17 protein-coding genes and 1 tRNA gene are annotated in these 24,948 nt (G+C 57.9%); 8 read left to right on the top strand and 10 right to left on the bottom strand.

All coding sequences use genetic code 11. From position 1 onward, the window contains the following. Positions 1 to 85: 85 nt before the first annotated feature. Complete coding sequence (locus OS190_RS14355) at positions 86 to 637, top strand: flavin reductase family protein (RefSeq protein ID WP_323370722.1); 552 nt, start codon at positions 86 to 88, stop codon at positions 635 to 637. Between the two features lie 14 nt (positions 638 to 651). Here OS190_RS14355 and OS190_RS14350 read toward each other — a convergent pair whose 3' ends face one another. The 3 genes from OS190_RS14350 to OS190_RS14340 form a co-directional block, all read right to left on the bottom strand. Beyond that, positions 652 to 4,626, bottom strand: coding sequence for a translocation/assembly module TamB domain-containing protein (locus tag OS190_RS14350; RefSeq protein ID WP_267159408.1), 3,975 nt, complete (start codon positions 4,624 to 4,626; stop codon positions 652 to 654). After that, positions 4,626 to 6,395, bottom strand: coding sequence for an autotransporter assembly complex protein TamA (locus OS190_RS14345; protein WP_416237414.1), 1,770 nt, complete (start codon positions 6,393 to 6,395; stop codon positions 4,626 to 4,628). Before OS190_RS14345 ends, OS190_RS14350 begins: the two co-directional genes overlap by 1 nt. Positions 6,396 to 6,623: 228 nt before the next feature. Continuing rightward, entirely contained in the window at positions 6,624 to 7,463 is an 840-nt protein-coding gene (locus OS190_RS14340; protein WP_267159406.1) for an EamA family transporter, read from the bottom strand. A 173-nt stretch (positions 7,464 to 7,636) separates the two neighbouring features. On the opposite strand from OS190_RS14340, the gene OS190_RS14335 reads away from it, so the two are divergent. The 6 genes from OS190_RS14335 to OS190_RS14310 all read left to right on the top strand — a co-directional run bounded on the left by OS190_RS14335 (position 7,637) and on the right by OS190_RS14310 (position 15,854). Next, positions 7,637 to 9,175: an alkaline phosphatase family protein gene (locus OS190_RS14335; protein WP_267159405.1), complete on the top strand. Its 1,539-nt coding sequence runs from the start codon at positions 7,637 to 7,639 to the stop codon at positions 9,173 to 9,175. A 394-nt stretch (positions 9,176 to 9,569) separates the two neighbouring features. After that, a complete protein-coding gene (locus tag OS190_RS14330) occupies positions 9,570 to 11,609 on the top strand; it encodes an ABC transporter substrate-binding protein (protein ID WP_267159404.1) in 2,040 nt (679 codons plus the stop codon). A 103-nt stretch (positions 11,610 to 11,712) separates the two neighbouring features. Beyond that, the gene (locus OS190_RS14325; protein ID WP_267159580.1) at positions 11,713 to 12,717 is read left to right on the top strand and encodes an ABC transporter permease; all 1,005 of its coding nucleotides are present in this window, start codon (positions 11,713 to 11,715) and stop codon (positions 12,715 to 12,717) included. Between the two features lie 4 nt (positions 12,718 to 12,721). After that, on the top strand, positions 12,722 to 13,864 hold the full coding sequence (locus OS190_RS14320; RefSeq protein ID WP_267159403.1) for an ABC transporter permease: 1,143 nt from the start codon (positions 12,722 to 12,724) through the stop codon (positions 13,862 to 13,864). Then, positions 13,861 to 14,862 carry an ABC transporter ATP-binding protein gene (locus OS190_RS14315; RefSeq protein WP_267159402.1) on the top strand — a complete coding sequence of 334 codons (1,002 nt, stop codon included), beginning with the start codon at positions 13,861 to 13,863 and terminating at the stop codon, positions 14,860 to 14,862. Before OS190_RS14320 ends, OS190_RS14315 begins: the two co-directional genes overlap by 4 nt. Continuing rightward, a complete protein-coding gene (locus OS190_RS14310; RefSeq protein ID WP_267159401.1) occupies positions 14,859 to 15,854 on the top strand; it encodes an ABC transporter ATP-binding protein in 996 nt (331 codons plus the stop codon). Before OS190_RS14315 ends, OS190_RS14310 begins: the two co-directional genes overlap by 4 nt. 266 nt (positions 15,855 to 16,120) lie before the next feature. On the opposite strand, the gene OS190_RS14305 is transcribed toward OS190_RS14310, so the two are convergent. The 7 genes from OS190_RS14305 to OS190_RS14275 all read right to left on the bottom strand — a co-directional run bounded on the left by OS190_RS14305 (position 16,121) and on the right by OS190_RS14275 (position 21,382). Next, positions 16,121 to 17,047 (bottom strand): HAD-IIA family hydrolase, encoded by a 927-nt coding sequence (locus OS190_RS14305; RefSeq protein WP_267159400.1) that lies wholly within the window; start codon positions 17,045 to 17,047, stop codon positions 16,121 to 16,123. Next, positions 17,011 to 17,826, bottom strand: coding sequence for a phosphonate ABC transporter, permease protein PhnE (phnE, locus tag OS190_RS14300; RefSeq protein ID WP_267159399.1), 816 nt, complete (start codon positions 17,824 to 17,826; stop codon positions 17,011 to 17,013). Before phnE (OS190_RS14300) ends, OS190_RS14305 begins: the two co-directional genes overlap by 37 nt. After that, the gene (phnE, locus tag OS190_RS14295; RefSeq protein WP_267159398.1) at positions 17,826 to 18,635 is read right to left on the bottom strand and encodes a phosphonate ABC transporter, permease protein PhnE; all 810 of its coding nucleotides are present in this window, start codon (positions 18,633 to 18,635) and stop codon (positions 17,826 to 17,828) included. The genes phnE (OS190_RS14300) and phnE (OS190_RS14295) overlap by 1 nt, the downstream gene beginning before the upstream one ends. Next, positions 18,632 to 19,426 carry a phosphonate ABC transporter ATP-binding protein gene (gene phnC / locus OS190_RS14290; protein WP_267159397.1) on the bottom strand — a complete coding sequence of 265 codons (795 nt, stop codon included), beginning with the start codon at positions 19,424 to 19,426 and terminating at the stop codon, positions 18,632 to 18,634. The genes phnE (OS190_RS14295) and phnC overlap by 4 nt, the downstream gene beginning before the upstream one ends. Positions 19,427 to 19,492: 66 nt before the next feature. Beyond that, positions 19,493 to 20,467, bottom strand: coding sequence for a phosphate/phosphite/phosphonate ABC transporter substrate-binding protein (gene phnD / locus OS190_RS14285; RefSeq protein ID WP_267159396.1), 975 nt, complete (start codon positions 20,465 to 20,467; stop codon positions 19,493 to 19,495). Between the two features lie 266 nt (positions 20,468 to 20,733). Continuing rightward, a tRNA-Leu gene (locus OS190_RS14280) sits at positions 20,734 to 20,820 on the bottom strand. Between the two features lie 85 nt (positions 20,821 to 20,905). Next, positions 20,906 to 21,382 carry an Lrp/AsnC ligand binding domain-containing protein gene (locus OS190_RS14275; RefSeq protein ID WP_267159395.1) on the bottom strand — a complete coding sequence of 159 codons (477 nt, stop codon included), beginning with the start codon at positions 21,380 to 21,382 and terminating at the stop codon, positions 20,906 to 20,908. Between the two features lie 108 nt (positions 21,383 to 21,490). Between OS190_RS14275 and putA the strand changes: the two genes are divergently transcribed. Beyond that, entirely contained in the window at positions 21,491 to 24,913 is a 3,423-nt protein-coding gene (putA, locus tag OS190_RS14270; protein ID WP_267159394.1) for a bifunctional proline dehydrogenase/L-glutamate gamma-semialdehyde dehydrogenase PutA, read from the top strand. Positions 24,914 to 24,948: the final 35 nt, after the last annotated feature.

The following is a 24,948-nucleotide window of genomic DNA, read 5'->3' as shown; positions in this document are numbered from 1 at the left end:
CATAGGTTGCGACCCTGGGTATGCGTCGGCCTCTCTGTTATCAGACAGGCAATGCGCGCATGACGCGTCAAATAAGGATCGCTAGATGGGCATCTCTGGACAAATCACTGCCGCCGTGGCACCGCAGGCCGCGATGAAGAGCGAAATGACACCTTTCCCCCCCACCGATGGGCAGGCTTTGCGCAGCGCCTTCGGGCGTTTCGGAACAGGCGTGACCATTATCACCACCCAGACGGCCCAGGGGCCACTGGGGATGACGGCAAATTCCTTTTCCTCTATTTCGCTCGACCCGCCACTGGTGCTCTGGTCGGCGGCACTGCGCTCCAAACGCCATGATGCCTTTGCACAAGCCGCGACATTCTGCATTCACATTTTGGCCGAGAATCAGCACAGGCTTGCGAACCATTTCGCCAGCCAAGGCCATGATTTTACCGGATTTGATTGGTTTCCAGGGCCAACAGGCTCACCCCAGCTCAAAGGTTGTCTGGCTGCCTTTCACTGCACCCGGTTCGCCGTTCATCCCGCCGGTGATCACTCAATGATCGTGGGCAGGATCGAACATGCGGCAGAACGCGGCGGGGAAGGTGCGGGTCTGTTGTTTGACCAGGGACGTTTCGGCACGTTCACCCCGAAGTAGGACCGGCCCTGCGGTCAATAATCTTTCTCGAAAAAGATACCGATTCCCGAATTGCCGTCTGACCCCAGGGTCGCCTTGCCCTTGAGATGCGTGGTTATGTCGAGATTCAGCGACACTTCGCCGGTACCATCCGACGCTGCCGTCACGTCGGTATAGATGTTTTCGGAAATGTATTTTCCCGCCCGCACCGCTGTCGCACCGCTGTCGGTTGTGGTCACATCCAGATCATCCAGACCAAAGTTGCTGCGCAGATTCGCAATCACACCCGTACCTCCCCGTCCTGCCAAGGTCGCCACCGCATTGGCCAGTTGCAGTGCCTGAATGGGGGAAATCTCGGACAGGTTGCGCCCGAAAAGAAGCTGCGCCAACACTTCGTCCTGAGGCGCTTCGGGCGTCGCCTCAAAGGTGACTTCGGGCGCATCCGCAGGGCCCTGCACCACAACCCGGACTTCGCCCGTCGCTGTGGTCGTAGAGGAAACAAAGCGGATGTAGGGAACAAGATCCCCCTGGAATTGGATCGCACCCTCGACCAGATCAAACCGCTTACCCAGAATATCCAACCGCCCGCGCAGCAAATCGAACCGCCCGGCAGAGATGATGCGGTTGGTGGTGCCGGTCAATGTCAGGGCGCCGCCGAGTTCCGCATCCAATCCGCGTCCACGCACAAAGATTCGACTGGGGGCATTCACGCGGACATTCAGACCAAGCCCGACACCACGGTCTCTGGCCGGATCGGCACCTGCCGCCGCATCTTCAATACCCGCCTTGCGGCGCGTGGCGATCACCGGGCGCGTGGCCCCGATGTGGTTGATCGGGGGAATGTCCCCGATGCTGGTAATGCCGGTCGAAGGTACACTGACTTCGGTTTCCCCCACGTCGACACGCCCGGAGATCTGCGCCGCACCGGTCAGGGGTCCGGCAAGACGCAAGGCACCGTTCAGGGAGGTGCGGTAAAGTTTGGGGTCGATCAGCACCAGGTTCTCAATTGCGATGGCCAGATCCGCAGACAATGCCCCCGTCAACACCACTGAGCCCCCGACACGCAGGTTCCCCCCGTTTACCGACTGTCCTGTCACATTGATCTGGGCGCGGTTATTGGCCAAACGAATATCGGCATTGATCCCTTCCAGCGCCACCCGCAGGTTCGGCGCGCTAAGTGTCGCGTCGCTGGTCTGAATGTCTCCGGTGACCGACGACAGCGCAGCAGGGCCGTTGATTGAAAGATCAAATCGCGCCTGCCCCTGCAGATCACGTGGCCCCAAAAACGGACCTGCCAGGCCCAAAGGCGCATTGCCGGTGACATCAAGGTTCAGACGTCCGTTTGCCGCGACCGTACCGGCCACCTGTGCCTGGGTGCCTGCCGGGCCGCGGGCGTCGGTCTGGACGGCCCAGGCATCGCCTTGTCTGCGGGCCGAACCCTCGACGGTCAAAGGGCCGTTGATCTTGTCCACAAGCGCGCCGATGTTGGGCATCGACAGATCAAACTGCACGTTGGCCTGCGGCCCCGTGACCACACCATTCACCCTTGCGCGCGAGGAATAAGGACCACTGGCATTGGTCTCAACCTGAAGGCCCTGTGACGTTTGGCGTATCACACCACTGGCCGCCAGCGGTCCGCTTACACCGGGCGCGAGGGGTGCAACATTGGGTACCGACACATCGAAAGAGAGCTGCATCTTCGGCCCTGTCGCCAGCCCTTCGATGGCGGCCCTGGCACCATATGGGCCGCTGACCTGCGTATCGACTACAAACCCATTGTCGGTCTGTTGCAATCGGCCCGCGGCCCGTAATGGACCCTTTAACTGGGGGACAACTGGGCCCAGATCGGGCATCGACAGATCAAACCGAAGATCGATTTCCGGCGCAACCAAACCCTCGATGGCGGCGTGGGTCTGGTAGGGGCCGGTTGCATCCGTCGTGATCTGCCAGCCTTCGTCAGTGTTGCGCAGGGTGCCCTCGGCGCGCAGGGGGCCCTCGATCTGATCGGCAAAGGGTTTGACATTGGGCAGGTCGGCGGAAAAGGTCAGTGTCGCGTTCGGGCCAGTGACCAGACCGCTGGCCGTCAGGGCTGCGCCATAGGGTCCGTCGGTCTGCGCATCGACGGTCCACCCACGGCTGTCTTGTGATGCGATGGCCGATACCTGCACCGGCCCGTCATATTGTGGCACCACCAACGAGATGTCTTTCAACAGAAACTTCGCGCCTGCGCTGCTGTCCTTGGTGCGCAGGGTGGCCGCACCAGTCAGGCTCAAGGCATCATTCTCCAGAACCACATTGCGCAAGAGCGTGCCCGCTTCGGTGCGTTTCACCGTCAATGTCAGATCAGTGCGCCCCGCCAGAACCGCATCGGCCTGTTCGATGCCCAGCGCCAGATCGGTCGTGCTGCCAGCGGCTTGCAGGTCAAACTGACCGCTCAGCAGGCCCACTTCGCCCTTCAGGGCGAGCTGCGTCTGACCATCCAGTTCTCGGCCCGCCAGGGCGGAAAAGCGGCTGAGATCTCCAGCCTCCAGAAGGGCATCCACCTGACTGAGCAGGCCGGTCTCGATGCCACCGACGACCACATTCCCCGTGAGACCGTAATCGGTGCCCGAAAGATCCAGACCGGAAATGCTGAGAGGCTGGTCCTCGACATAACGTATCGTGGCACGCCCCTTGATCAGGCTTCCCAATGCTTCGGCCAAGGCAGCGTCACGCGGTGACAACCCCGCAACATCAAAGATAATGTCGCCGTCAAACTGCCCGACACGCCCTGCATCGGACTGCAGCTTTCCCTCAAGTCCAAGTTTGCTGCGCGCGATCTCCATATCCTGCAGCGACAGGGTGGCCATATCGAAGGACGCTGTGATCGCCTCGCCGTCTGCTGCGTCATAATCAACCCGCAGATCAACGGTCTCAACAGTTGCCCCCTCGCCCCCCAAAGGCAGCAGGATCGGCGTACCGTCTGGATTGGCAACCCGTCCCGAGATGTCGATCAGGGTCGGCCATTTCGCCGCGTTCAGTGTCACTTTCCCCGCCAGATTGGCAGCCTGGGCCTGCAGCGCAAAATCACTGACTTCAATTGCCCCGTTGCCTTGAACCAGTGCATCGATTTTCAAGGCAACGTCTTCGCCGAAAAACTCCCGGTAGCGCGGGGCAAGCAACGCGGTAATATCGCCCCCAATATCGGCCTGGATGCGCCGGTCCGGCTTGTCAGAGGCGCGCTGAGGTGTTTGCGCGCTGAGGACCACTTCACCGGCCAGCCGTTCCTGTCCGTCCGTTGTAACCTGAACGTCAGCCGTGAATTCATCGACCGGCCCCTTGCCTGCAACCGTCATGTCAACAGACGGTGTCCCCGGCAGGTTTAGCAGCCGTGCCGCTATCCCGTTTTCGCCTTCGCTCAACCGGAGCAGAACATCAAGAATGGTGTCGTCGCGTTCAAAATTCGCTTTGATTTCAAAATCGCCCTGCTTGCCATCGGTGCGGCTGGCCTCCAGATCAACTTTACCCAGATCGTCGTTCAACTGCGCAGAGGCCGTAACCGTCAGTGCGGCTTCCTCTCCCAGAATGGGCGCACCCAGAGCGATTTGACCGATTGAAAATGTTTCAATTCGGATCGACACAGGTAATTCCGGCAAGCGGAATGGCGCGGCCTCCGCTTCGGGCAAGGCATCCGGCTCTGCGACGGGCAAGCGCGGCAAATCGAGCCGCTCCGCCGTCAGACTTTCGACCTCGACCCGCCCGCGTAACAAGGCAGAGCGGTTCCAATCCAGCACCACATTTTCCAGAGTCAGCCAGATGCCGTCATCATCCGCGATGGTCATCCGGTCAAAGGACGCTTCTGAACTCAGCGCGCCGCGAAAACCGTCGATGCTGACGAACCGCCCGCCGCCACTCAAAGCTTCCTGAATCTTGCGGGTCAGGAAACCCTTGTCATCTTCTTGGGCAGAGGCCGCAACCAGCGTGCAGAGGTACAGTGCAGCCGTGAGGAGGAAAGAGCAGATAAAACGCATCAGAACGACTGCCCTATACCGATATAGACCTGAAAATTCTCGTCCGTTTCCGGCCCCGAGGTGGGCACGGCAATATCCAGCCGGATCGGCCCGATACCGGTGTGATACCGCAAACCCAGCCCAGCCCCGGAATGCCAGACGCCCGAGCCGTCATAGAATTCTTCTGCTCCGATGTAGCCGCCATCAACAAAGCCGACGATCCCGATGTTGTCGGTTACAGCCAACCGCGCTTCGGCAGAGACAGCCAGAAAACTGCGGCCACCAGTGACATTGCCACCACCCAGATCCACACCCAGCGCTTGATAAGGCTGACCGCGCACCGTTCCGCCACCACCGGAGTAAAACAGGTAGTCCGCCGGTGTCGCGCTTAGTTCAGGCCCGTAGACCGACCCCAACTGACCACGCAAAGCAAGGGTCACCGGGCGAGTGCTTCCAAAGGTGCGATAGGCACGGGCATCAACAAAACTGCGCAATCCGTTATCCGAGCCGCTGACTGCCAGAAATGGCGTCAGACTGGCATTGATATAATAGCCGTTCTTGGCATCCAGCCGGTCATCGCGATAGTCAAATTCGGCCCCCAGTGGCAATGTCAGCAAGGTATAGTCGTTTTCACCAAAGGCATCGCGTGTCTTGGCACGGCGCAGCCCAAGGCCAAGTCTATAGGTACGTTCTTCGCTTGCGATCCGTTCAATTCCCGCTTCCAGATCAAACTGGCGCGAAAAGAAGTTCACCTCATCCAATTGTTCAATCTGCGCAAGCGCATAAAAGTTTGTGTCTTCGTTAAAGGTCGCCGGCCGTTCGAAACGTGCAGAAAGGGTGTAGTCTTCGCCGCCGGAATTGCCGCCAATGCCGCTGATCTCACCAGCAATCCGCAACCGCTCTGCGCCGCCCAGAAGGTTCCGGTGCAACCAGAAGGCGCTCAGTGTCAGCCCTTCCAGCGACCCAAGCTCGGCACCAAAGCCAAACCGGCGCGGCAGGGCTTCGGTGACCTGCGCAGTGATCGGTAAGCTGTCGCCAGGGCCGATCCGCTCTGATTCAAGCAGAGCTACGGCACTGAATGCCCCTGTCCGGCGCAGTCGTCGGGTGGCAAGCCGCAGTTCGTCCGGTGAATACACCTCGCCTACTGGCAAGCCTGCAATATCAACGATACGGTCACGCCGCACAGCTTTATTGCCCTGCACCGACAACGGTCCAAACCGCAGTTTCGGTCCGGGCGCGAGGCGCAATTGCGCGTTGATTCTGCGATCCGCATGCCGCGCCGTCAGCCTCTGTGAGTCCAGTTCAGCCTTCGCATGTCCCTGGGCGCGCCAGCCGTCAACGCCCGCACTCACCGTGTCTTTCAACACACTCAGGCTTGCTGTTTGCCCGCTTGCAAAACCTTCCGGCACCTCTGTTCCTGCGGCCAGTGGCGCAATCTCGGCCTCGCCAAATCGGAATTGCGGCCCAGTATCAACACGGATCACGGCGCGACTGATACTGCGCGGGGCCTGCACCGGCGGCACTGCCGCTGCATCCGTCCCGTCCAGCGTGATCTGGATCACTGGCCCGAAATATCCATTATCGTATAAAACCGCCAACAAGCGTCCGTAATCAGCCTGCGCTGCGGCGACAACTTCCTGACTGGAGGGTATATGTTCCTGCCCGGCCTGTTCAAAAAGCAACGACCCGCCGGAAAGGGTTTGGTATAGGTCGCTGTCCTTTGGAATACCCGTCAAGGAGACATCCGCCGCCTGAACCACAGATGCCACACACAAACCGGCAACGGTCATGTAAACCCGGGCCAAACGGCGGGGCCCTGTCACTGCATTACTTGTTCTCTGCTCAACCATCACACACCGCACACCCTTGTTTGGCATCAGGCAGCTGCGATTTTTCGCAATTCTTGGCTGATACTTGGGTTGGAAACTCGTTTCTATTATCTAGCGCGACCTAGAGGAGCGACGCAAACAATCAATAGCGGAAGCGGAAAAACATCGCCGAAACATTCTATCTTCTTCTCAGGTGTTCAACCCGATCAGGGCGATGCCCAAAGCCATCAGAACCGCCGCGCACAATCGACGGGTCAGATTGCCCTCTTTCAGCAGAAAGTACCCAATCAATGTCGCAAAAACCACCGACGTTTCGCGCAACGCGGAAACAACCCCAAGTGGCGCAAAGTTTTTCGCATATAGAACAAGGCCATACGCCATCATTGACACCACCCCTCCGGCGATACCAACAGCCCAGATTCCGGCCGGCAATTGCGCCAGGGTCCGACGTTTGCGCCAGCCTGCAAATCCGGCGATGAACAGATGTAAAAACGCCCCCCATGCCCAATAGCTTAATGTAGCGCCCGACAGGCGTACACCGATCCCGTCCACCAGTGAATAAAGCGAAATACACAATCCCGTGCACAGCGCGAATCCAAGCGCAGAAGTGCCGATCCCCGACCTAAGTGCGCGCCAGTTGCTCAGGACGATCCCGGCCACAATCAACCCGATCCCGGCCCAGACCAGCGGGGCCAGCACTTCGCCAAGCAACAGGGAAGCCCACAGAGACACCAGCGCAGGCACAATGCCGCGCGCGATCGGATAGACAACCCCAAGGTCGCCATGGGCATAGGCGCGCCCGAGAAAGTAGAAATAACCGAAATGAATCACCGTCGAAAGCGCGATATAACCAAAACTCTCGATGTTCGGCAAAGGCAAGAGGATAACCATCACCACGCCTGGCAAGGTATGTCCAAGGGCGACCAAACCCAATGTCGTCGTACGGTCCGCTGCCGTTTTCACGATTGCATTCCAAACAGCATGCAGCATCGCGGCAGCAAGGATAATCGCGATGATAGAAGGGGCCATGACCGTCCTTGATCAATCTGAACTGGGCTGCACGAAACCAATCGTAATCTTGGGACAGTGTTAACAGATTATTTCGCCATTACATGCCCTCTATTGCCCCGAATTCAAATCACCCTTTCCAGAGCGCCGTCTTTGCGAGTTATCTGGGAACGACAACAAAGAGGATTCGCGTGATGGGCCCACGGAAAAATGTACTGTTCATCGTGATTGACCAACTCAGAGCGGATTGCGTCTTTGGCGATCTGGCCCGTCATATGGAAATCCCGAACCTGCGCGCATTGATGGCCGATGCGGTCACCTTCGATCGCCATTTCTCTGTCGTAAACCCATGTGGGCCGTCGCGGGCGTCCTTGTTGACAGGCCAATATGCGATGAACCACCGTTCAGTGCGCAACGGAACCCCGCTGCGCCATGACACCCCCAATGTGGCGACCGAAATGCGCAAGGCCGGCTATGTACCAATGCTGTTCGGCTATACAGACACGGCGCAGGACCCGCGTGTCCGGCATGAAAACGATCCGGCGCTGCGCAGCTATGAATACCCGATGAACGGCTTTCACGAAGTTGTCGAAATGCGCTTTGAGATGTCCTTTCCATGGCGTTCCCATCTGATCAATCGGGGATATGATTTCGACACTTATGCGGATGTCTACAAACCTGTTGCACCCGAAGGGCGCAGCCGCCGCATCAATGACCCGGCATTCTACCGCGCAGAGGACAGCGATACCGCCTTTCTCACCGATCGATTTCTAGAGGTGATGCCCGCTTATCGCGACGCCAACTGGTTTGCTCATCTGACCTATATCCGGCCGCACCCGCCGCTGGTGGCACCTGCGCCCTTTAACGATATGTATGATCCGGCCAGCCTGCCCCTGCCCCGACGGCTGGACACACCAGAGGACGAGATCGCGAACCATCCGTTCTTTGGCCCGACCATCGCGGCCAAAACCCCTGCGGACAATGTTGTCGGCTTCCCCGAGCTCGCAGCCACGGATGACACCATCCAGGCCCTGCGCGCAATTTACATGGGATTGATCACCGAGGTGGATCAGCACATCGGACGGGTTGTTCAATTCCTGAAAGACAGCGGGCAATATGACGACACCCTTCTGATTGTAACAGCAGATCATGGCGAGATGCTGGGGGACCATCATAGCTGGAGCAAGTTCACCGTCCATGACGCGGCTTTTCATACACCCTTGATCATCCGCCAGCCGGGAAATGTCGCACGCGCAGGTACGGTGGTAAACCAGCCGGTCGAAACCATAGACATCACGCCCACCATCCTTGATTGGGTGGGCCAAGGGGTGCCAAACTCAATGGATGGCAGGTCGCTCTTGCCCCTGTTGCAGGGCGAAACGCCGCAAGACTGGCGCATTCAATCATTTTCGGAACTGGATTTCTCGGAACCACAAGCCCCCACGCTCTGGGAACAGGCGCTTCGTACCGGGCCCAGCGATTCCTCTCTGTCGATCCTGCGCGATGGGCGGTTCACATTGGTCGAATTCGCCGCTGATTTACCTCCGATCCTCTACGATTTCGAGGCCGGAGGAGACTCTGTCAATGTTGCCGATCGCCCTGAATATCAGGCCGATCTGGCCCGCATGTCCAGATTGATGCTGCGCCACAGAATGAAAAACATGGACCATACGCTTGCGCTGGTGTCGATCACACCAGACGGTCCGCGCGAAGCCTTGCGAAACCGCCAGTAGCCTCCCTCCGCGAGGCGGACAATAGGTGTATCACCCGGCCAAATCAGGCCCTGCACCCGCCGCATTCAAACCGCGTAAACTTAGAATCCGTTGACTCAGTTGGATTATTATTGGCTACTGCGCCAATCTGCTGGGAAAATTAATGCCAGATCCCTTCTCCGGCTGCCTTGTCAGGGCCGCGCCTTTTTCGGGCGAAACCGTTGTGTGTCTTTGAAACGGCCGGACCTGTGTACCCCATTCTACAACGGGGAATTGTACATTATCGCCTGTCACAAAAGGCTTACAAAGCTTTGCTAACCCAGACAGGATTCCCCCGCGCCGGGGCATCAAATCGGGCAAGATGCCCACTGTAATGAATCGTGGAAAAACCGCGAAAACCAACAAGGAGATACCTATGAAGAAAATCCTATTATCCAGCGCGGCCATGGTGGCGTTTGGCGGGGCTGCACTGGCCGCCTGCCCTGCTGTCACCGTAGCCGACCCGATGGGCGTTGCACCCGGTGCCTTTCCGCAGCAATACGAACTGGCAGAGTTCCAAACCGCCGCCAATTGCACTCTTGAACTGTCAGAGAATCCCGACATCGCCGCAATGAACGCCAAGATCCGCGGCAATCCGGACATGCCTCCCCTGGCAGAGCGCTTGCCCAGCGAACCGCTGGTTGTCGCCCCCTATGACATGGTCGGCAAATACGGCGGCACCTTCAATGCCTTGTCCAACGCCACCGAGGCAGGCACGTCGGATTTCATGTCCGTGCGCCATGTGAATCTTGTGCGCTACGCCGACGATCTGACAACCATCGTACCCAATGTCGCCAAAAGCTGGTCCTGGAATGACGACTTTACCCAGCTCACTTTCGTTCTGCGCAAGGGTCACAAATGGTCCGACGGCGAGCCCTTCACCGCCGAAGATGTCGAGTTCTGGTATGAGAACCTGCAACTTGACCCGAATGTGATCGAAAGCCCCAAAGACTATGTCCTGGCAGGTGGCGAGCCGATGACGGTCGACGTGATCGACGCACAGACCGTGCGCTTCAACATGCCGGTGCCCAAGCCTGGCTTCCTTGCACATTTTGCTAACCATTACGCCCAGGGTTTCCAGCCCAAACATTTCCTGGGTCAATACCATCCTGCCATCAACCCTGATGCGGACAGTTTGGCACAGTCGCTCGGGTTTGAGGACGGTTATGCGCTGGTCAAGGCTTATTACGGATCTTCCGACTGGATGGATACGCCAACCCCGATGCTGGCCCATCCCGACAAGGTTGCAGGCCTGCCCCTTGATGCCGCCCCCACACTGGAAAGCCACATCGTTACATCAGAGACCACCGAAGGGCGCACCTTTGTCGCCAACCCCTATTATTTCAAGGTCGACACGGCGGGAAACCAGCTACCCTATATCAACGAAATGGACGAGATCTTCGTAAGTGAAAGTGAAGTGCGCCTGCTGAAACTGGTCAACGGTGAAGTCGATTACAAAGCTCAGGCCTTGCAGATCGATTATGTGCCGCTTCTGATGGAAAATCAGGAAAAGGCCGGATTTGTCATTGATCTGAAACCGGACATCACGATGCCGACCTTTGCATTCAACGTTACCGCCGAAGATCTTGAAAAGCGCAAGGTCTTTGGAGACCTCAAATTCCGTCAGGCCATGTCGGTTGCCATGAACCGGGAAGAAATCAACGAAGTGGCAATGTTCGGCCTCGGCACACCGCAACAATATGTGGGCTTTTCCCCAACCCCGGATTTTGTGACCCCGGAATGGGAACAGCATTTTGCGCAATATGACCCGGACCTGGCAAAGCAATTGCTTGATGAAATCGGCGTTGTCGATACGGATGGTGACGGCATGCGCGAATTACCAAACGGAGAGCCGCTGGTGCTGAACCTGCAGGTTGCAACGCAAGGCATCTCGATCAAGATCGTCGAACTGGTCGGACAAAGCTGGCGCGACGTGGGCATCAACAACACGGTGAAAGAGGTCACAACGGACGAATACCGTTCGTCACAGTCCTCCAACCAGCTTGATGTGACCATGTTCGAGAAATCCGTACCGCTGGCAGTCGTACTGGGCAACGGTGAGATATTCATCCCGCCCTATGACAACTATTTCAACATGCGCACCGCGATGCTTTGGGGCGAATGGGTCGATTCTGATGGCGCATCCGGTGTCGAACCACCTGCTTTCGCAAAGCAAATGATGGAGGACATCAAAGCGTTTCAGGCATCACCAGTGGGCACGCCTGAATCCGACGCGCTTGGCCTGAAACTGGTTGAAAACATGACCGGCAATCTGCTGTTCATCGGTACTGTGAAAGAACAGAAACCGATCTACAAATCCGCCGCGCTCAAGAACGCACCACCGTTCAAGACCGCGTCCTATGCCTATTACCGGACTTATCCCTACCGTCCAGCTCAGTGGTTTCTTGACGAATAAACCCCTGATCTAGCAAGGATATTGCGGGTTGCCTGGGCTGCCCGCAATGATGACCAATTTCGAGGCCCGCAAGGGTCATAGTTTCCACGGGGCGCATGAAGGCATGGTTCAATTTCTACGTTTTGCGGCCATCCGCGCGGTTCTGGCCTTTTTCACGCTCTGTCTTGTCTCTTTTATCGTTTTTTCCCTGATGGAGCTGGTGCCCGGCGATTGCGCCGAACGCTACCTCGCTTTCAAGAATTCACAGGGAGCACAAATATCCATCGCCGATATTGAAGCCGAACGCGTGCGTCTTGGCCTCGATCGCCCTTTCTTTGAACGCTGGGTGAAATGGATTTTCAACGCCTTTCAGGGGGAATTCGGCGACAGCTGCATCTTACGCCTGAACATCAATCAATTGCTGGGACAAAAGGTTTGGCTCAGCATCGGCATCTGCCTTGGGTCGCTGCTGCTGGCCTATGCCATTGCGATCCCGGTCGGCATCATTGCCGCAACTTCGCGCAATCCCTTCCTCAACAACGGTCTGCGCATCATCAGCTACCTTGGCCTTGCATTGCCAAACTTTCTGCTGGCGCTGATGATCATGTTGTTTTCCACGATGGTTTTCGGCAACAGCCTGACCGGGCTGTTCTCACCCGAATTTCGCGATGCCGCCTGGGACTGGCCCAGGATCAAGGATTTCCTCAGCCATGTATGGTTGCCGGTGTTCATCCTTGGCTGGTCGGCAACCGCCTTTGCGATCCAGACCGTAAGAGCACTGATGTCGGACGAGATTGGCAAGCTTTACGTCACCGCGGCCGCTGCACGAGGGGTCTCTGGACGGCGTTTGCTGATGCGCTATCCGGCGCGGCATGCGCTTAGCCCGATCATCAATTCGCTGGGGTTTGACCTGAACCGCATCTTCAACGAACTGCCCATCGTGGCGCTGATCCTGACGCTGACCGAAGCAGGCTCGCTTCTGATCGAGGCGCTGGCCCGTTCCAACGATCAACAGCTTGCCGGCGCGATTATTTTCTTCCTCACGGGCAGCATTGTCGCGATCAATTTCATCACCGACATTACGCTGGCCATTGTCGACCCGCGCATCCGCCGCAGCATTCTAGGGTAACTACATGACCGAAACAAATATCTATGATGCGAACGTCGATCAATCCGCCAAGGACGCCTATTTCACGGCTGGACAGGGGCAATTGATCTGGACCCGCTTCAAGAAACAAAAGGCCGCGATGGTCGGAGCCTGGGTGCTGGTTATCCTGATCTTATCGGGCATTTTCGCGTCGTTCCTCACGCCCTATGATCCGACGATTGCGGGGCGCGACAAGGATTACTTGAACGGGGCACCGACGATCCCGAAGTTCTGCGACGACAATGGGTGCTCCTTGCGACCGTTCGTTTATGCACTGGAACGGGAACGATCCGCTGCGACAAATTTCCGCTGGGTCACAACCGTCAACAAAGACAAACGCCAATACCTGAAATTCTTCGTTCAAGGCGCTGAGTATCAGCTGTTCTTCATGACCTTTGATAGGCATCTATTCGGACTGGATGAAGGCTATGTACATCTTTTCGGTACGGATTCCACGGGCAAGGATATATTCTCGCGCACCTTCCATGCCATCAACACGTCGCTGGCCGTGGGCACGATCGGCGTATTCATCGCCTTTGTCCTCGCGCTCATTATCGGCGGGGTTTCCGGTTTTTACGGCGGCTGGGTAGATTCCATCATACAAATGATCACCGATGCCGTGCGCACGATTCCCGCTATCCCGCTGTTCATGGCGCTGGCCGCTTTCATTCCTGACACCTGGAGCGCGGAAGAAAGGTTTTTCTTCATCTCGATCATCCTTGGCTTCATCGGCTGGCCGACATTGGCGCGGCGCGTGCGCACCCATCTGCTGACCGAAAGAAATCAGGAATATGTACTCGCCGCGCAGCTTTGCGGTGCCTCATCGGGTCATGTCATCCGCAAACATCTGCTGCCCAGTTTCACCAGCTATATCATTGTCGATCTGGTCATATCCTTTCCCTATATGGTGCTGTCCGAAACCGCACTCAGCTTTATCGGACTGGGACTGAAGGACCCTGTGAACTCGCTCGGCGTGATGCTCCAAAACGTGACCAGCGCCGACGTTCTGTTGAATTATCAATGGTATTTCATTCCGGTGATCTTTTTTATCGTTCTTGTCATGGCTTTTGTTTTTGTCGGTGACGGGCTGCGCGATGCAGCGGACCCCTACGGAGACACCAAAAAATGAGCCGTCTGATTGATGTCGAAAACCTGACCCTGCAATTTGACACTGACGAGGGGCGCATCACCGCTGTAGAAGACGTGTCCTTCAGCCTTGAGGCGGGCGAGGTCATGGGGTTGGTGGGCGAGTCCGGCTCTGGCAAATCCGTGACCGCCAAGTCGCTGATGAAGCTGAACGCGGGCAATGCCATCTACGGCCCTGACAGCCGGATCACCCTACATCTGGAGGATGGGCCGGTGGATGTAATGTCCCTGAAAACCGATACCGAGATGAAGGTGGTGCGCGGCGGAGCCATATCGCTGATCTTTCAGGAACCCATGGCCAGCTTTGCACCTGCAATTTCAATCGGTGAACAGATGGTGGAACAACTTATGATCCACACCGATTTCTCCAAAGCGCAGGCCAGGGAGTTGTCCATCGAGATGCTGGACCGCGTCGGGATTTCCGACGCCTCGACGCGCTTTGGCCAATATGCCTTCGAACTCTCCGGCGGCATGCGCCAACGCGCCATGATCGCCATGGCGCTATCAACCAAGCCGAAACTCCTCATCGCCGATGAACCGACAACGGCGCTGGATGTCACCATTCAGGCGCAGGTGATTGACCTGATGAAAGACCTCGTGAGCGAGTTCGGCATGGGCATCATTTTCATCACCCATGACCTTGGCGTGATTGCCCAAACGGCGGATAAGGTCGCGGTAATGTATCTGGGCAGGCTGGTCGAGCAGGGCACCGTACGCGACGTGATCCGCCGGCCGGCGCATCCCTATACCCGTGGATTGCTGGCCGCTTTGCCGACGCTTGAGGACATCGACGCACCGCTCACGCCGATACCGGGCGATATTCCGTCGCCGCTCGAACGGCCTTCGGGCTGTGTCTATCACACGCGCTGTCAGGAAGTGATCGGCGCGCGGTGCGCCAACGAAATTCCGAAGTTTTCGCAAGTAGATACCGACCACGCCGCCGCCTGTCATTTGCATGACGAGCAAGGGGAAACGGCATGAGCGAAAAACCCCTCATCACAGCGCAGAACCTTTCCGTTCACTACCCCCAGCGCGGCGGATTGATCGGACCGAAGCCCTATGTCGGTGCGGTCGAAAACGTCACCATCGAAATCGCGCCGGGCAGTTTTTTCGGCCTTGTGGGCGAAAGCGGGTCCGGCAAAACCACGCTGGGCCGCGCCATGCTGCGCGCCGCGCCGATCACCAAAGGGGATGTTCTGTTTGACGATGGTGAAGTGTCCTATGCGCTTAAGGGCCTCGGCAAAAAAGAACTCAAGGATTACCGCAAACGGGCGCAGCTGATTTTTCAGGACCCCTACGCTGCCTTAAGCCCGCGCATGACAGTCCGTGACATCATAGCCGAACCGCTCGACGTGATGAACCTGACCGGATCGCGGGCCGAAACCGACGAACGTGTGCGCGAGATTGCTGCAAAATGCCGCTTGAACATTGAACACCTGCGCCGCTTTCCCCATGCGTTCTCTGGCGGGCAACGTCAACGGATTTCGATTGCGCGGGCCTTGGTCTCCGGTCCCAATTTCATTGTTGCGGATGAAAGCGTCGCTGCCCTTGATGTCTCTATTCAGGCAGATGTTTTGAACCTGCTCAAAGCGATTCAGGAAGAGATGGGGCTGACGTTTCTCTTTATCAGCCACGATCTTAGCGTGGTTGCCCATGTTTGTGATCATGTGGCTGTGATGTATCTGGGCCGTCTGGTGGAAACAGCACCGACGCGCACATTGTTTTCAACGCCGCGCCATCCCTACACGCAGGCGTTGCTGTCGGCGATCCCCTCGCTTGATCCTGACGATCGCGGCAAAGCGCAGAAGTTGGAGGGCGAGATCCCCTCGCCCACCAACCCGCCACCGGGCTGCAAGTTCCAGACCCGCTGCCCTATGGCAATTGATCGCTGTCGCGTCGAAGAACCAAAACTGGAAACCGCCGGTCCCGAGCACAACGTGGCCTGCCACCGCTGGAAGGCACTGTCCGGTTGAACAAGACCGAGGCACCCCGCCCCACAGGCCCGTGATGAACCAGACAGGCCCAGTGAACCACATCTCACCGGTATGCCGGGCAACTGCGCCGTTTCTACAAAACTTCTGATTGACCTCCTCACTGATGGCATCACGCATAACCCGACCGGACTCACCGCAGCGGCAATTGGCGCACCGCGAGCAATACATGCCAGGGGAGACTAGGCCGGCGACCCAAGCCTACCCGCCATCTAAGCACCAACCACGCTGCGGCTTCCCCCCTTGGGTCAGGGACGTTGTAAAATGAAATCAGGCCGAATTCCCGATGCCTCAATGGCCACATCGACATCATGACCAGCAAAGAAGCCGTATCCTGCGATCAAGGCGGTTCTCACCCCCGCGGCCTGCCCACCTAAAATATCGGTATGAAGACTGTCGCCAACCATCACCGTCCGTTCCCGGTCGACCGTGCCAAGCTGCGCAAAGGCCAAGTCAAAGATATTTCCAAAGGGTTTGCCGAAAAACTGCGGCTCGACACCGGTTTGATCCGCCAGACGATGCGCAAAAAGACCCGGCTCGACTGAAAAGCCGTGCTCCCGCGGGGCCACGATATCGGGGTTGCCAACATAGACAGGCCGCGGCGCTCTTTTCAACGCAGCCTCCAGCAGGGATTGGCGCGTTTCGGTCCAGTTGGCACTGCCCAAAAGAACAAAGGCCTCAACCTCGCCATAGGCTGCGGCATCCTCGTCCAGATAGCGCATGTCAAACGGCTCTATATCGCCGCGCCCCAAACTTTCGGTGGCCATCAACCCCCAGGCACCCGGTTCCGTCTGATGCAGGGCATGCAGTGTCGCCTTGCGGCTGGTGATGACATCCTCCGGGGCAAAATCATAGCCAAGTCGTTTGTATTTCTCCATCAACATGGCATGAGGATAGCCTGCGGCATTAGAAACGACCATCACCCGCTTGCCTGCCTTCTGCAAGGCCGCCACCCGTTCCGGCACCCCGGCAATCGCGGTCTCACCGATGTTCAGAACCCCAAAGGCATCCAGCAGGAAAACATCCATGTGCTCGGCAAGGAAATCAAGGTTTTCAACCTTTTGGCTGGTCACGCCTGCCTGGACCATCGGCAAACGGTGGCGCACGGCCTCATAACGGGCAAAAGCGTCGGTAAGGTTCAAATGATCGCGCCCCGAACTTTGGCAGATACCCATTCCGAAATCACGACCGCAGCAAGGATCACCAGCAGGATCAAGGAAACTTGCGGCCAGGCCAGCACGTTGAGGGACGAAGAGAGCTGCAGACCGATGCCACCAGCACCGACCAACCCCAATACCGTAGATTCGCGAATATTGATGTCCCAGCGGAATACAGCAATGCCTGCGAAGGCTGGCAAAATCTGAGGAACGATACCATAGGCCATCACCTGCCAACGTGACGCACCTGTTGCCGTGATGGCCTCGACCTGGGTCTGGTCGATCTCCTCGATCGCCTCATAAAGCAACTTGGCACAAAACCCGACAGAGCGTATCGCAATTGCGATCACACCAGCAAAAACACCAGGCCCGATTATGGCGATCAGCAGCAATGCCCAAATCAGCGAATTGATCGAACGCGTCGACACGATGATCAGCAATGCGATCGGCCGGATCAGAAACCGCGACGGCGTGGTATTGCGCGCCGCCAGAAAGGCCACCGGCACGGCAAGCACCAGCGAAAAGATCGTGCCCAGCGTGGCGATGTTCAGCGTGTCCCAGATCGGTTTGCCCAATTGGGATATGTACTCCCAGCGCGGCGGTGTCGCGCGGGTCCAGATGTCATGGGCAATGCGCGGGGCATCCCAGACAAAAAACCATGTGGTCGAGGCCGAAATCTGCTGCCAGCAATACGCGAAGACGGCGACACCGATCAGCCACAGCACCCAATGGAACAGACTTTCGCGGCCTGTACGTCGCTGCCATATCTTGCTGCCCTTGAGATCTTGCACCGGCATTATTGTACCCTCGCCCGGATCACCCCGGACAGATATTCCAGCGCCATGACGATCAGGATGATCAGCATCAGGATTGCCGCTGCCGTGTCATATTCATACCGGTCGAAGGCCGTGTTCAAGGTGGCACCAATACCGCCCGCACCCACAAGCCCGAGAATGGCACTTTCGCGAAAGTTGATGTCGAGGCGGTAGATGCTGAGGCCGATCAGACGCGGCATGACCTGCGGTTGCACCCCATAGTTGATCCATTGCGTCCACTTCGCTCCCGAGGCCTTGATCGCTTCGGCCTGGACCTTGTCCATGCTTTCGATGTCTTCGGCAAGGAGTTTGGAAAGGAATCCGATCGTGGCAAAACTCAGCGTCAGAAACCCTGCAAGCGGCCCGAACCCGAAAATCGCAACCAAAAGGATTGCCACAATGATCTCTTGCAATGCGCGGCTTACTGCAATGATGCCGCGGCAGATCAAATAGACCGGCAACGGGGCGATATTGCGCGCGGCACCCAATGCAATCGGGATGGAAATGGCGATCCCCACCACAGATGCGGCGATCGTCATGATGATACTTTCCAGCATCCCATCGTAAATATCGGAAGAACGAGAGGTGAAATCGGGGCTGGTGAAGGCCAGCACAAATTTCTTGCCGCGCTCCAGACCTTCATAGACCCGCACCCAGTTCACGTCGATCGTCATATAGGCCGCAACAAGATAGGCGAGCGCCCCGAGTATCAGCGCCCAGCGCAACCAGCGCCTTTTGATAAACGACGGTTTGCGCCAGGTTTTCCCGATCAGGGTATCAACCTCGCTCATTGCGCGGCCTCAAGCGTGTCATCCTCGTCGACAGGTGCGATGGTCGCTTCCCAGTCTTCCTCGCCATAGATCGATGTCAGAACATCAGGCGTCAAACCTTCGGGCGGGCCATCGAATTCAACCGCGCCCAGGCGCAGGCCGATGACACGCTGCACAAACATCTGCGCCAGTGCGACATCATGGATGTTGATGATTGCCGCCAGGCCCCGCTCCTTGCACAATTCGCATATCAGACGCATGATCTGACGCGAGGTCTTGGGGTCAAGTGAGGCCGTGGGTTCATCCACCAACAACAGCGCCGGATTCTGGATCAATGCACGGCAAATACCGACCCGCTGGCGCTGTCCGCCGGACAACTCATCCGCACGTTTGTCCGCCATATGGGCCAGACCGACACGGTCGAGCAAACGAAAGGCTTCGTCCACGTCCGATTGCGGGTAGCGTCGAAGAAAGCTGCGCCAGAATCCGACATAGCCCAACCGCCCGGACAGGACGTTTTCCATGACGCTCAACCGCTCCACCAACGCATATTCCTGAAAGATCATGCCCATCCGGCGACGCTCGCGGCGCAGATGGCCCGAAGACAAACCGGTCAGGTCGACATCGCCAAGACAAACCTTGCCCGATGTCGGTTCGACCAGCCGGTTGATACAACGGATCAGCGTCGATTTACCCGCTCCCGAGGGGCCGATCAACGCCAGAACCTGGCCTTCCGGCACCTCCAGATCAACGGCCTTGAGCGCCTGATCACCGGTCTTGTATGTCTTAACTAGCTTCTCAAGCCGCAGCATGAAAGCCCCCCCGCCCCTGATGTTGTCGTTGGATCAGGCAGACCCCAAGGCCTGCCTGATCAGTCTTCACTCGCAAGAATAGCTGACGCCATTTGCGGCATCGATCTTGCGGATCACTTCCCAGAATTCCTGGTATGTGATCGGCAGGAACTGGCCTTCGTTGGACTTTTCGAATTCAACCTGCAGCGAGGTCCCGTCCCACTCGAAGTTAAAGAACGCATTGCGGATCTTTTCTTTGAGCTCGGGCGTCAGGTTATGCGCGGTCCCAAAACCGGTCGTCGGAAAGGTCTGCGATTTATAGATCACCTTGACGTCTTCTTCTTTGATCACGTCGCGGCTGATCATCCGGGTCTTGACCGAATTGGCGATTGAGGCCGCCGGATAATCCTTGTTTGCCACACCAAGGATCGAGTTATCGTGCTTGCCGGAATAAACAGGCTCAAAGTCGCGCTCGGGCAGCAGATCGAAATCACTTTTCAGGATCGCACTTGGTGCCTTGAACCCCGAATTCGATGTCGGCGAGGTAAATGCCAGTTGTTTCCCTTTGATGTCTTCGACCTTTTCGATGCCCGATCCCGGATAGGTGATGATTTCCATCTCATAGCCGAAATTGCCGTCCTTTGAGGCCATGATGGTAAAGGGATTGAACCCCGCACAGTTCACCGCCAGCGGGTTTGACCCGGTGTTGAAACCGGCAATATGCAAACGCCCCGATCGCATCGCCTCAATCTGGGCAGCGTTGTTTTGTACCGGAAAGAACACTACAGATTTGCCCGTTTCCGATTCCAGATGTGTCAGAAAATCCGCCCAGGCCGCCTTGTAAACGGCCGGGTCCTCGACGGGTGTATAGGCAAAGACCAATGTGTCAGGATCGACCAGTTGCGCGGGGTCGGTGGGCGTATCAGCAATCAGATCGCCATCAACATCGCAAAACCGCGCATCCAGATCCCCGCGCGGACATTCCTGCGCGAAAACCGGCCCGGCCAGCGAAAAAGCGAATGCCACGGCAACGCCGGACAAAAGTGAATTCATTAGTTTCATGTAAGTACCTCCCAGAGGCGCGAGGCTAGCCGGAACCCACAAATTTGCAAGACCGTTTGTACAGAGCCGTTGCCGCCCCCCCCGTTGCGCCGCACGACAACCATGATACGTGGCCGAAAAGATTGTATGGAACTGGTGCCAAAGCCTTAAGGTTCAAAGTGTGTCACATAACTGAAACCGGCCAGGCCTTTATCGCGCCAAAAGCGCGTTTACAGCTCAGCCCAATCGGGTAGGCTGAGTTATCGTTCCACTGCGTGAAAGGATTATGGTGCGGGCGGTGGGACTCGAACCCACACGGGCACAAGGCCCAACAGATTTTAAGTCTGGTATGTCTACCATTCCATCACGCCCGCATCGCGGCGCAGATAAGCGCAACCGGCACCCCATGTAAATGGTCAGCGTCCCGGTTTTCCAGCCGCCGGAGGACAGGGCCGCCCGTCAGCTTCCGTCAGACAACATCGTCTCTTTCACCGCCTCCATCGCAACATAGGTCGAGGTATTCGACACATGCGGCAGTGCAGATATGGTTTCGCCCAGAAACTTGCGATAGGCGGTCATGTCACGGGTCCGCACTTTCAGCAGATAATCAAAATGGCTGGCGATCATATGCGCCTGTTCAATTTCCGGCACTTTGACGACCGCAGCGTTAAACGCACGCAGGGCTTTTTCCCGGGTGTCGGTCAGTCGCACCTCGACAAAGGCCACATGATCAAGGCCCAGCCGGATCGGATCCAGCATCGCGCGATAGCCCAGGATCACACCCTGTTCTTCCAACCGGCGCAGGCGGGCCTGCGTTGGCGACTTGGACAGACCGATGCGTTTGGCCAGATCGGTGATGCTGATCCGGCCGTCTTCGGCCAGAACCGACAGAATCGCATAATCGAAACGATCCAGCGCAGATTGTGCATTTTGCATCAAAAAACCTTTCTGAACATAACATTTTATCTGCGCTTGAGGCCAAGCTAAGGCAAAACGCCTTTATTGACTAGTGTAATGTAATAATAACGCCTGATGGAGGACGCCATGACCAAAACCACCCCGACGCTGCGCCACCTGATTGATGCCGACGCCTATGCGGCACCCGAAACCGTATTGAAAACCCTCGTCGCAGAGGCCGAATTGAGCGCGCAAGCACGCGCACAGATTTCCGCAAATTCGGCCGATCTGGTACGCGCCATCCGTGGCACCACACAGCCGGGCCTGATGGAGGTCTTCCTCGCTGAATACGGCCTGTCCACTGACGAAGGTGTCGCGCTTATGTGCCTCGCCGAAGCCCTGCTGCGCGTGCCCGATGCCGATACGATCGATGCGCTGATCGAGGACAAGATCGCCCCCTCCGACTGGGGCCGCCACATGGGCCATTCAACCTCTTCGCTGGTCAATGCTTCGACCTGGGCATTGATGCTGACAGGGCGGGTTCTGGACGACGATCAACCCGGCCCGGTGCGCCATCTGCGCGCTGCGATCAAACGCCTGGGTGAACCGGTAATCCGCACCGCCGTCAGCCGCGCAATGAAGGAAATGGGCCGTCAGTTCGTGCTGGGCGAAGACATCACATCGGCGATGGAACGTGCCGCCGGGATGGAGAAGAAGGGATTCACCTACAGCTACGATATGCTGGGCGAAGCTGCCCGTACCGAGGCGGATGCCAAACGCTATCACCTCAGCTACTCCCGCGCGATCAGCGCCATCGCGCTTGCCTGCACCGACAGCGACATTCGCAAGAATCCCGGCATCTCCGTCAAACTTTCTGCCCTGCATCCACGCTATGAGGTCTCCCAGGAAGAAGCGGTGATGACCGATCTTGTCCCGCGTCTTCGTGCATTGTGCCTGCTGGCGAAATCCGCTGGCATGGGGCTGAATGTTGACGCCGAGGAAGCGGACCGTTTGGCCCTGTCCCTGGACGTGATCGACCGCGTGATGTCTGAGCCCGCCCTTGCAGGCTGGGATGGTTTCGGCATCGTTGTTCAGGCCTTTGGCCCTCGCGCCGGCACCGTGATTGATGCGCTTTATGACATGGCTACCCGCCACGATCGCAAGATCATGGTACGTCTGGTCAAAGGGGCCTATTGGGACACCGAAATCAAGCGTGCCCAGGTCGAAGGCATCGACGGGTTTCCGGTTTTCACTCAAAAAGCAGCGACAGATGTCAGCTATATTTCAAACGCACGCAAACTTCTGGGCATGACCGACCGGATCTACCCGCAATTTGCGACCCATAATGCGCATACCGTCACTGCCGTCCTGCATATGGCAACGGACAAGGAAGCCTTCGAATTCCAGCGCCTGCATGGCATGGGCGAAACCCTGCACACATTGGTGATGAAGGACCACGCCACCCGTTGCCGGATCTATGCTCCCGTCGGGGCACACAAGGATCTGCTGGCTTATCTGGTGCGCCGTTTGCTGGAAAATGGTGCAAACTCCAGCTTTGTAAACCAGATCGTCGATGAGGACGTACCCCCGGAAGTCGTCGCCGCCGATCCCTTTGAACTGCTTGAGCTGCCGACAAATCTGGTAATCCCCAAAGGCCCCGAGATCTTTGCCCCGGTGCGCGCCAATGCAAGAGGCTTCGAATTGTCCCATACCCAGACGCTGGACAAGATCGAAAAGGCCCGTGCCCCCTTTGCCAACCATCAATGGCAGGCGCGACCGCTGCTCGCGGGCAAGGCCAAACCACAAGCCGCAGTTGCCGTGACCAACCCTGCCGATCTTGGTGCCTCCCCCGGCACTGTCTGCAATGCGTCGATGGCGGATGTGGCCACCGCACTGGACAAGGCCGCACCCTGGCTGGCCCCCTTGTCAGAACGGCGCGCTGTCCTGCTCAAGGCTGCCGACCTGCTGGAAGACAACTTTGGCGAAATCTTTGCCCTGTTGACCCGCGAAGCCGGCAAAAGCCTGCCAGACTGCGTGGCAGAATTGCGTGAAGGTGTTGATTTCCTGCGGTACTATGCCGCTCAGGCCACCAACGAACCGCCTGCAGGCCTCTTTACCTGCATCTCGCCCTGGAATTTCCCGATGGCGATTTTCTGTGGCCAGATTTCGGCGGCCCTTGCCGCGGGCAATGCGGTGCTCGCCAAACCCGCAGAGCAGACCCCCCTGATCGCCTATGTCACCGTGTCGCTGATGCACAAGGCTGGAATCCCGGTTTCAGCACTGCAACTTCTGCCCGGTTGCGGGGACATCGGCGCCGCCCTGACGGGCGACAAACGCATCAACGGCGTGGCCTTTACCGGATCAACGGCAACCGCCCAGCGCATTCGCGCCAACATGGCCGACCACTGCGCGCCCGGCACTCCGTTTATTGCGGAAACCGGGGGGTTGAACGCAATGATTGTGGACAGCACCGCCCTGCCCGAACAGGCGGTTCAGGCCATAATTGAATCCGCATTCCAATCGGCTGGCCAGCGTTGCTCGGCGCTGCGCTGTCTCTATGTTCAGGAAGACATCGCCGAAGACCTGATAAAGATGCTGATCGGGGCGATGGAATGCCTCAAAATGGGTGATCCCTGGGAGCTGAGTACAGATGTCGGTCCCGTTATTGATGACCTTGCCCGCAAGTCCATCTTGAACCACGTCCAGACCGCCCGCGCCCAGGGTCGTCTGGTCGCGCAACTGCAAGCACCGGCAACCGGCACTTTCGTGGCTCCGGCCATCCTGCGCGTACAGGGCATAGCCGACATGAAACAGGAAATCTTCGGACCGATCCTGCACATCGCCACCTTCAAATCCCATGAACTCGATACCGTGATCGACGCGATCAATGCGACTGGCTACGGGCTGACCTTTGGTCTGCACACCCGCATTGACGACAGGGTCCAGCATGTGTCCGAAAGGATCGAGGCAGGTAACATCTACATCAATCGCAATCAGATCGGTGCCATTGTCGGCAGCCAACCTTTTGGCGGAGAAGGCCTGTCAGGCACCGGACCCAAGGCCGGCGGCCCGCACTACCTGACCCGCTTTGCGGCACCGGACCGTCAACAGACCAAAGAGGCCTGGAGCGCGCGCCAGTCCGTCCTTCCCCCCTTGCCCAAGACCACCCATAACGCGTCCATCGAAACCCTGTCGATGCCCGGCCCGACAGGCGAATCCAACCGCCTGACCACCCTGCCGCGTGCGGCCCTCCTGTGCATGGGACCGGGTCAGGAAGCGACCGAGGCACAGGCCCGTGCCGTCGAGGCACTGGGCGGCACTGCAATCCGCGCAAGCGGGCAGATCGACCCGGCCACCCTCAGCAGCGGAGCAAATTTTGGCGGCGTCTTCTGGTGGGGTGATGCGGATACCGGTCGCGCCATCGAACAGGCTCTGGCCAAACGGTCAGGCCCGATCATCCCGCTGATCCCGGGCCTGCCTGATCCTGCTCGCGTGCGCGCGGAACGCCATGTCTGCGTCGACACGACGGCCTCGGGCGGAAATGCCGCCCTTTTGGGGGCAGCCAGCTAAAAGCGCAGCAGCGCAGGCGGAGGCTCTTGACCCCG

The sequence above is a fragment of the Sulfitobacter sp. F26204 genome (genome assembly GCF_026410305.1).
Classification (GTDB): domain Bacteria; phylum Pseudomonadota; class Alphaproteobacteria; order Rhodobacterales; family Rhodobacteraceae; genus Sulfitobacter.
The sequence above is the reverse complement of the archived record's forward strand: the minus strand, read 5'-3'. Positions and strand labels throughout refer to the sequence as shown.

Coding starts and splice junctions, on each gene's coding strand:
- OS190_RS14355 (WP_323370722.1), top strand. CDS start 86: ATGGGCATCTCTGGACAAATCACTGCCGCCGTGGCACCGCAGGCCGCG.
- OS190_RS14350 (WP_267159408.1), bottom strand. CDS start 4,626: ATGCGTTTTATCTGCTCTTTCCTCCTCACGGCTGCACTGTACCTCTGC.
- OS190_RS14345 (WP_416237414.1), bottom strand. CDS start 6,395: ATGACCGTTGCCGGTTTGTGTGTGGCATCTGTGGTTCAGGCGGCGGAT.
- OS190_RS14340 (WP_267159406.1), bottom strand. CDS start 7,463: ATGGCCCCTTCTATCATCGCGATTATCCTTGCTGCCGCGATGCTGCAT.
- OS190_RS14335 (WP_267159405.1), top strand. CDS start 7,637: ATGGGCCCACGGAAAAATGTACTGTTCATCGTGATTGACCAACTCAGA.
- OS190_RS14330 (WP_267159404.1), top strand. CDS start 9,570: ATGAAGAAAATCCTATTATCCAGCGCGGCCATGGTGGCGTTTGGCGGG.
- OS190_RS14325 (WP_267159580.1), top strand. CDS start 11,713: ATGGTTCAATTTCTACGTTTTGCGGCCATCCGCGCGGTTCTGGCCTTT.
- OS190_RS14320 (WP_267159403.1), top strand. CDS start 12,722: ATGACCGAAACAAATATCTATGATGCGAACGTCGATCAATCCGCCAAG.
- OS190_RS14315 (WP_267159402.1), top strand. CDS start 13,861: ATGAGCCGTCTGATTGATGTCGAAAACCTGACCCTGCAATTTGACACT.
- OS190_RS14310 (WP_267159401.1), top strand. CDS start 14,859: ATGAGCGAAAAACCCCTCATCACAGCGCAGAACCTTTCCGTTCACTAC.
- OS190_RS14305 (WP_267159400.1), bottom strand. CDS start 17,047: ATGGGTATCTGCCAAAGTTCGGGGCGCGATCATTTGAACCTTACCGAC.
- phnE (WP_267159399.1), bottom strand. CDS start 17,826: ATGCCGGTGCAAGATCTCAAGGGCAGCAAGATATGGCAGCGACGTACA.
- phnE (WP_267159398.1), bottom strand. CDS start 18,635: ATGAGCGAGGTTGATACCCTGATCGGGAAAACCTGGCGCAAACCGTCG.
- phnC (WP_267159397.1), bottom strand. CDS start 19,426: ATGCTGCGGCTTGAGAAGCTAGTTAAGACATACAAGACCGGTGATCAG.
- phnD (WP_267159396.1), bottom strand. CDS start 20,467: ATGAAACTAATGAATTCACTTTTGTCCGGCGTTGCCGTGGCATTCGCT.
- OS190_RS14275 (WP_267159395.1), bottom strand. CDS start 21,382: ATGCAAAATGCACAATCTGCGCTGGATCGTTTCGATTATGCGATTCTG.
- putA (WP_267159394.1), top strand. CDS start 21,491: ATGACCAAAACCACCCCGACGCTGCGCCACCTGATTGATGCCGACGCC.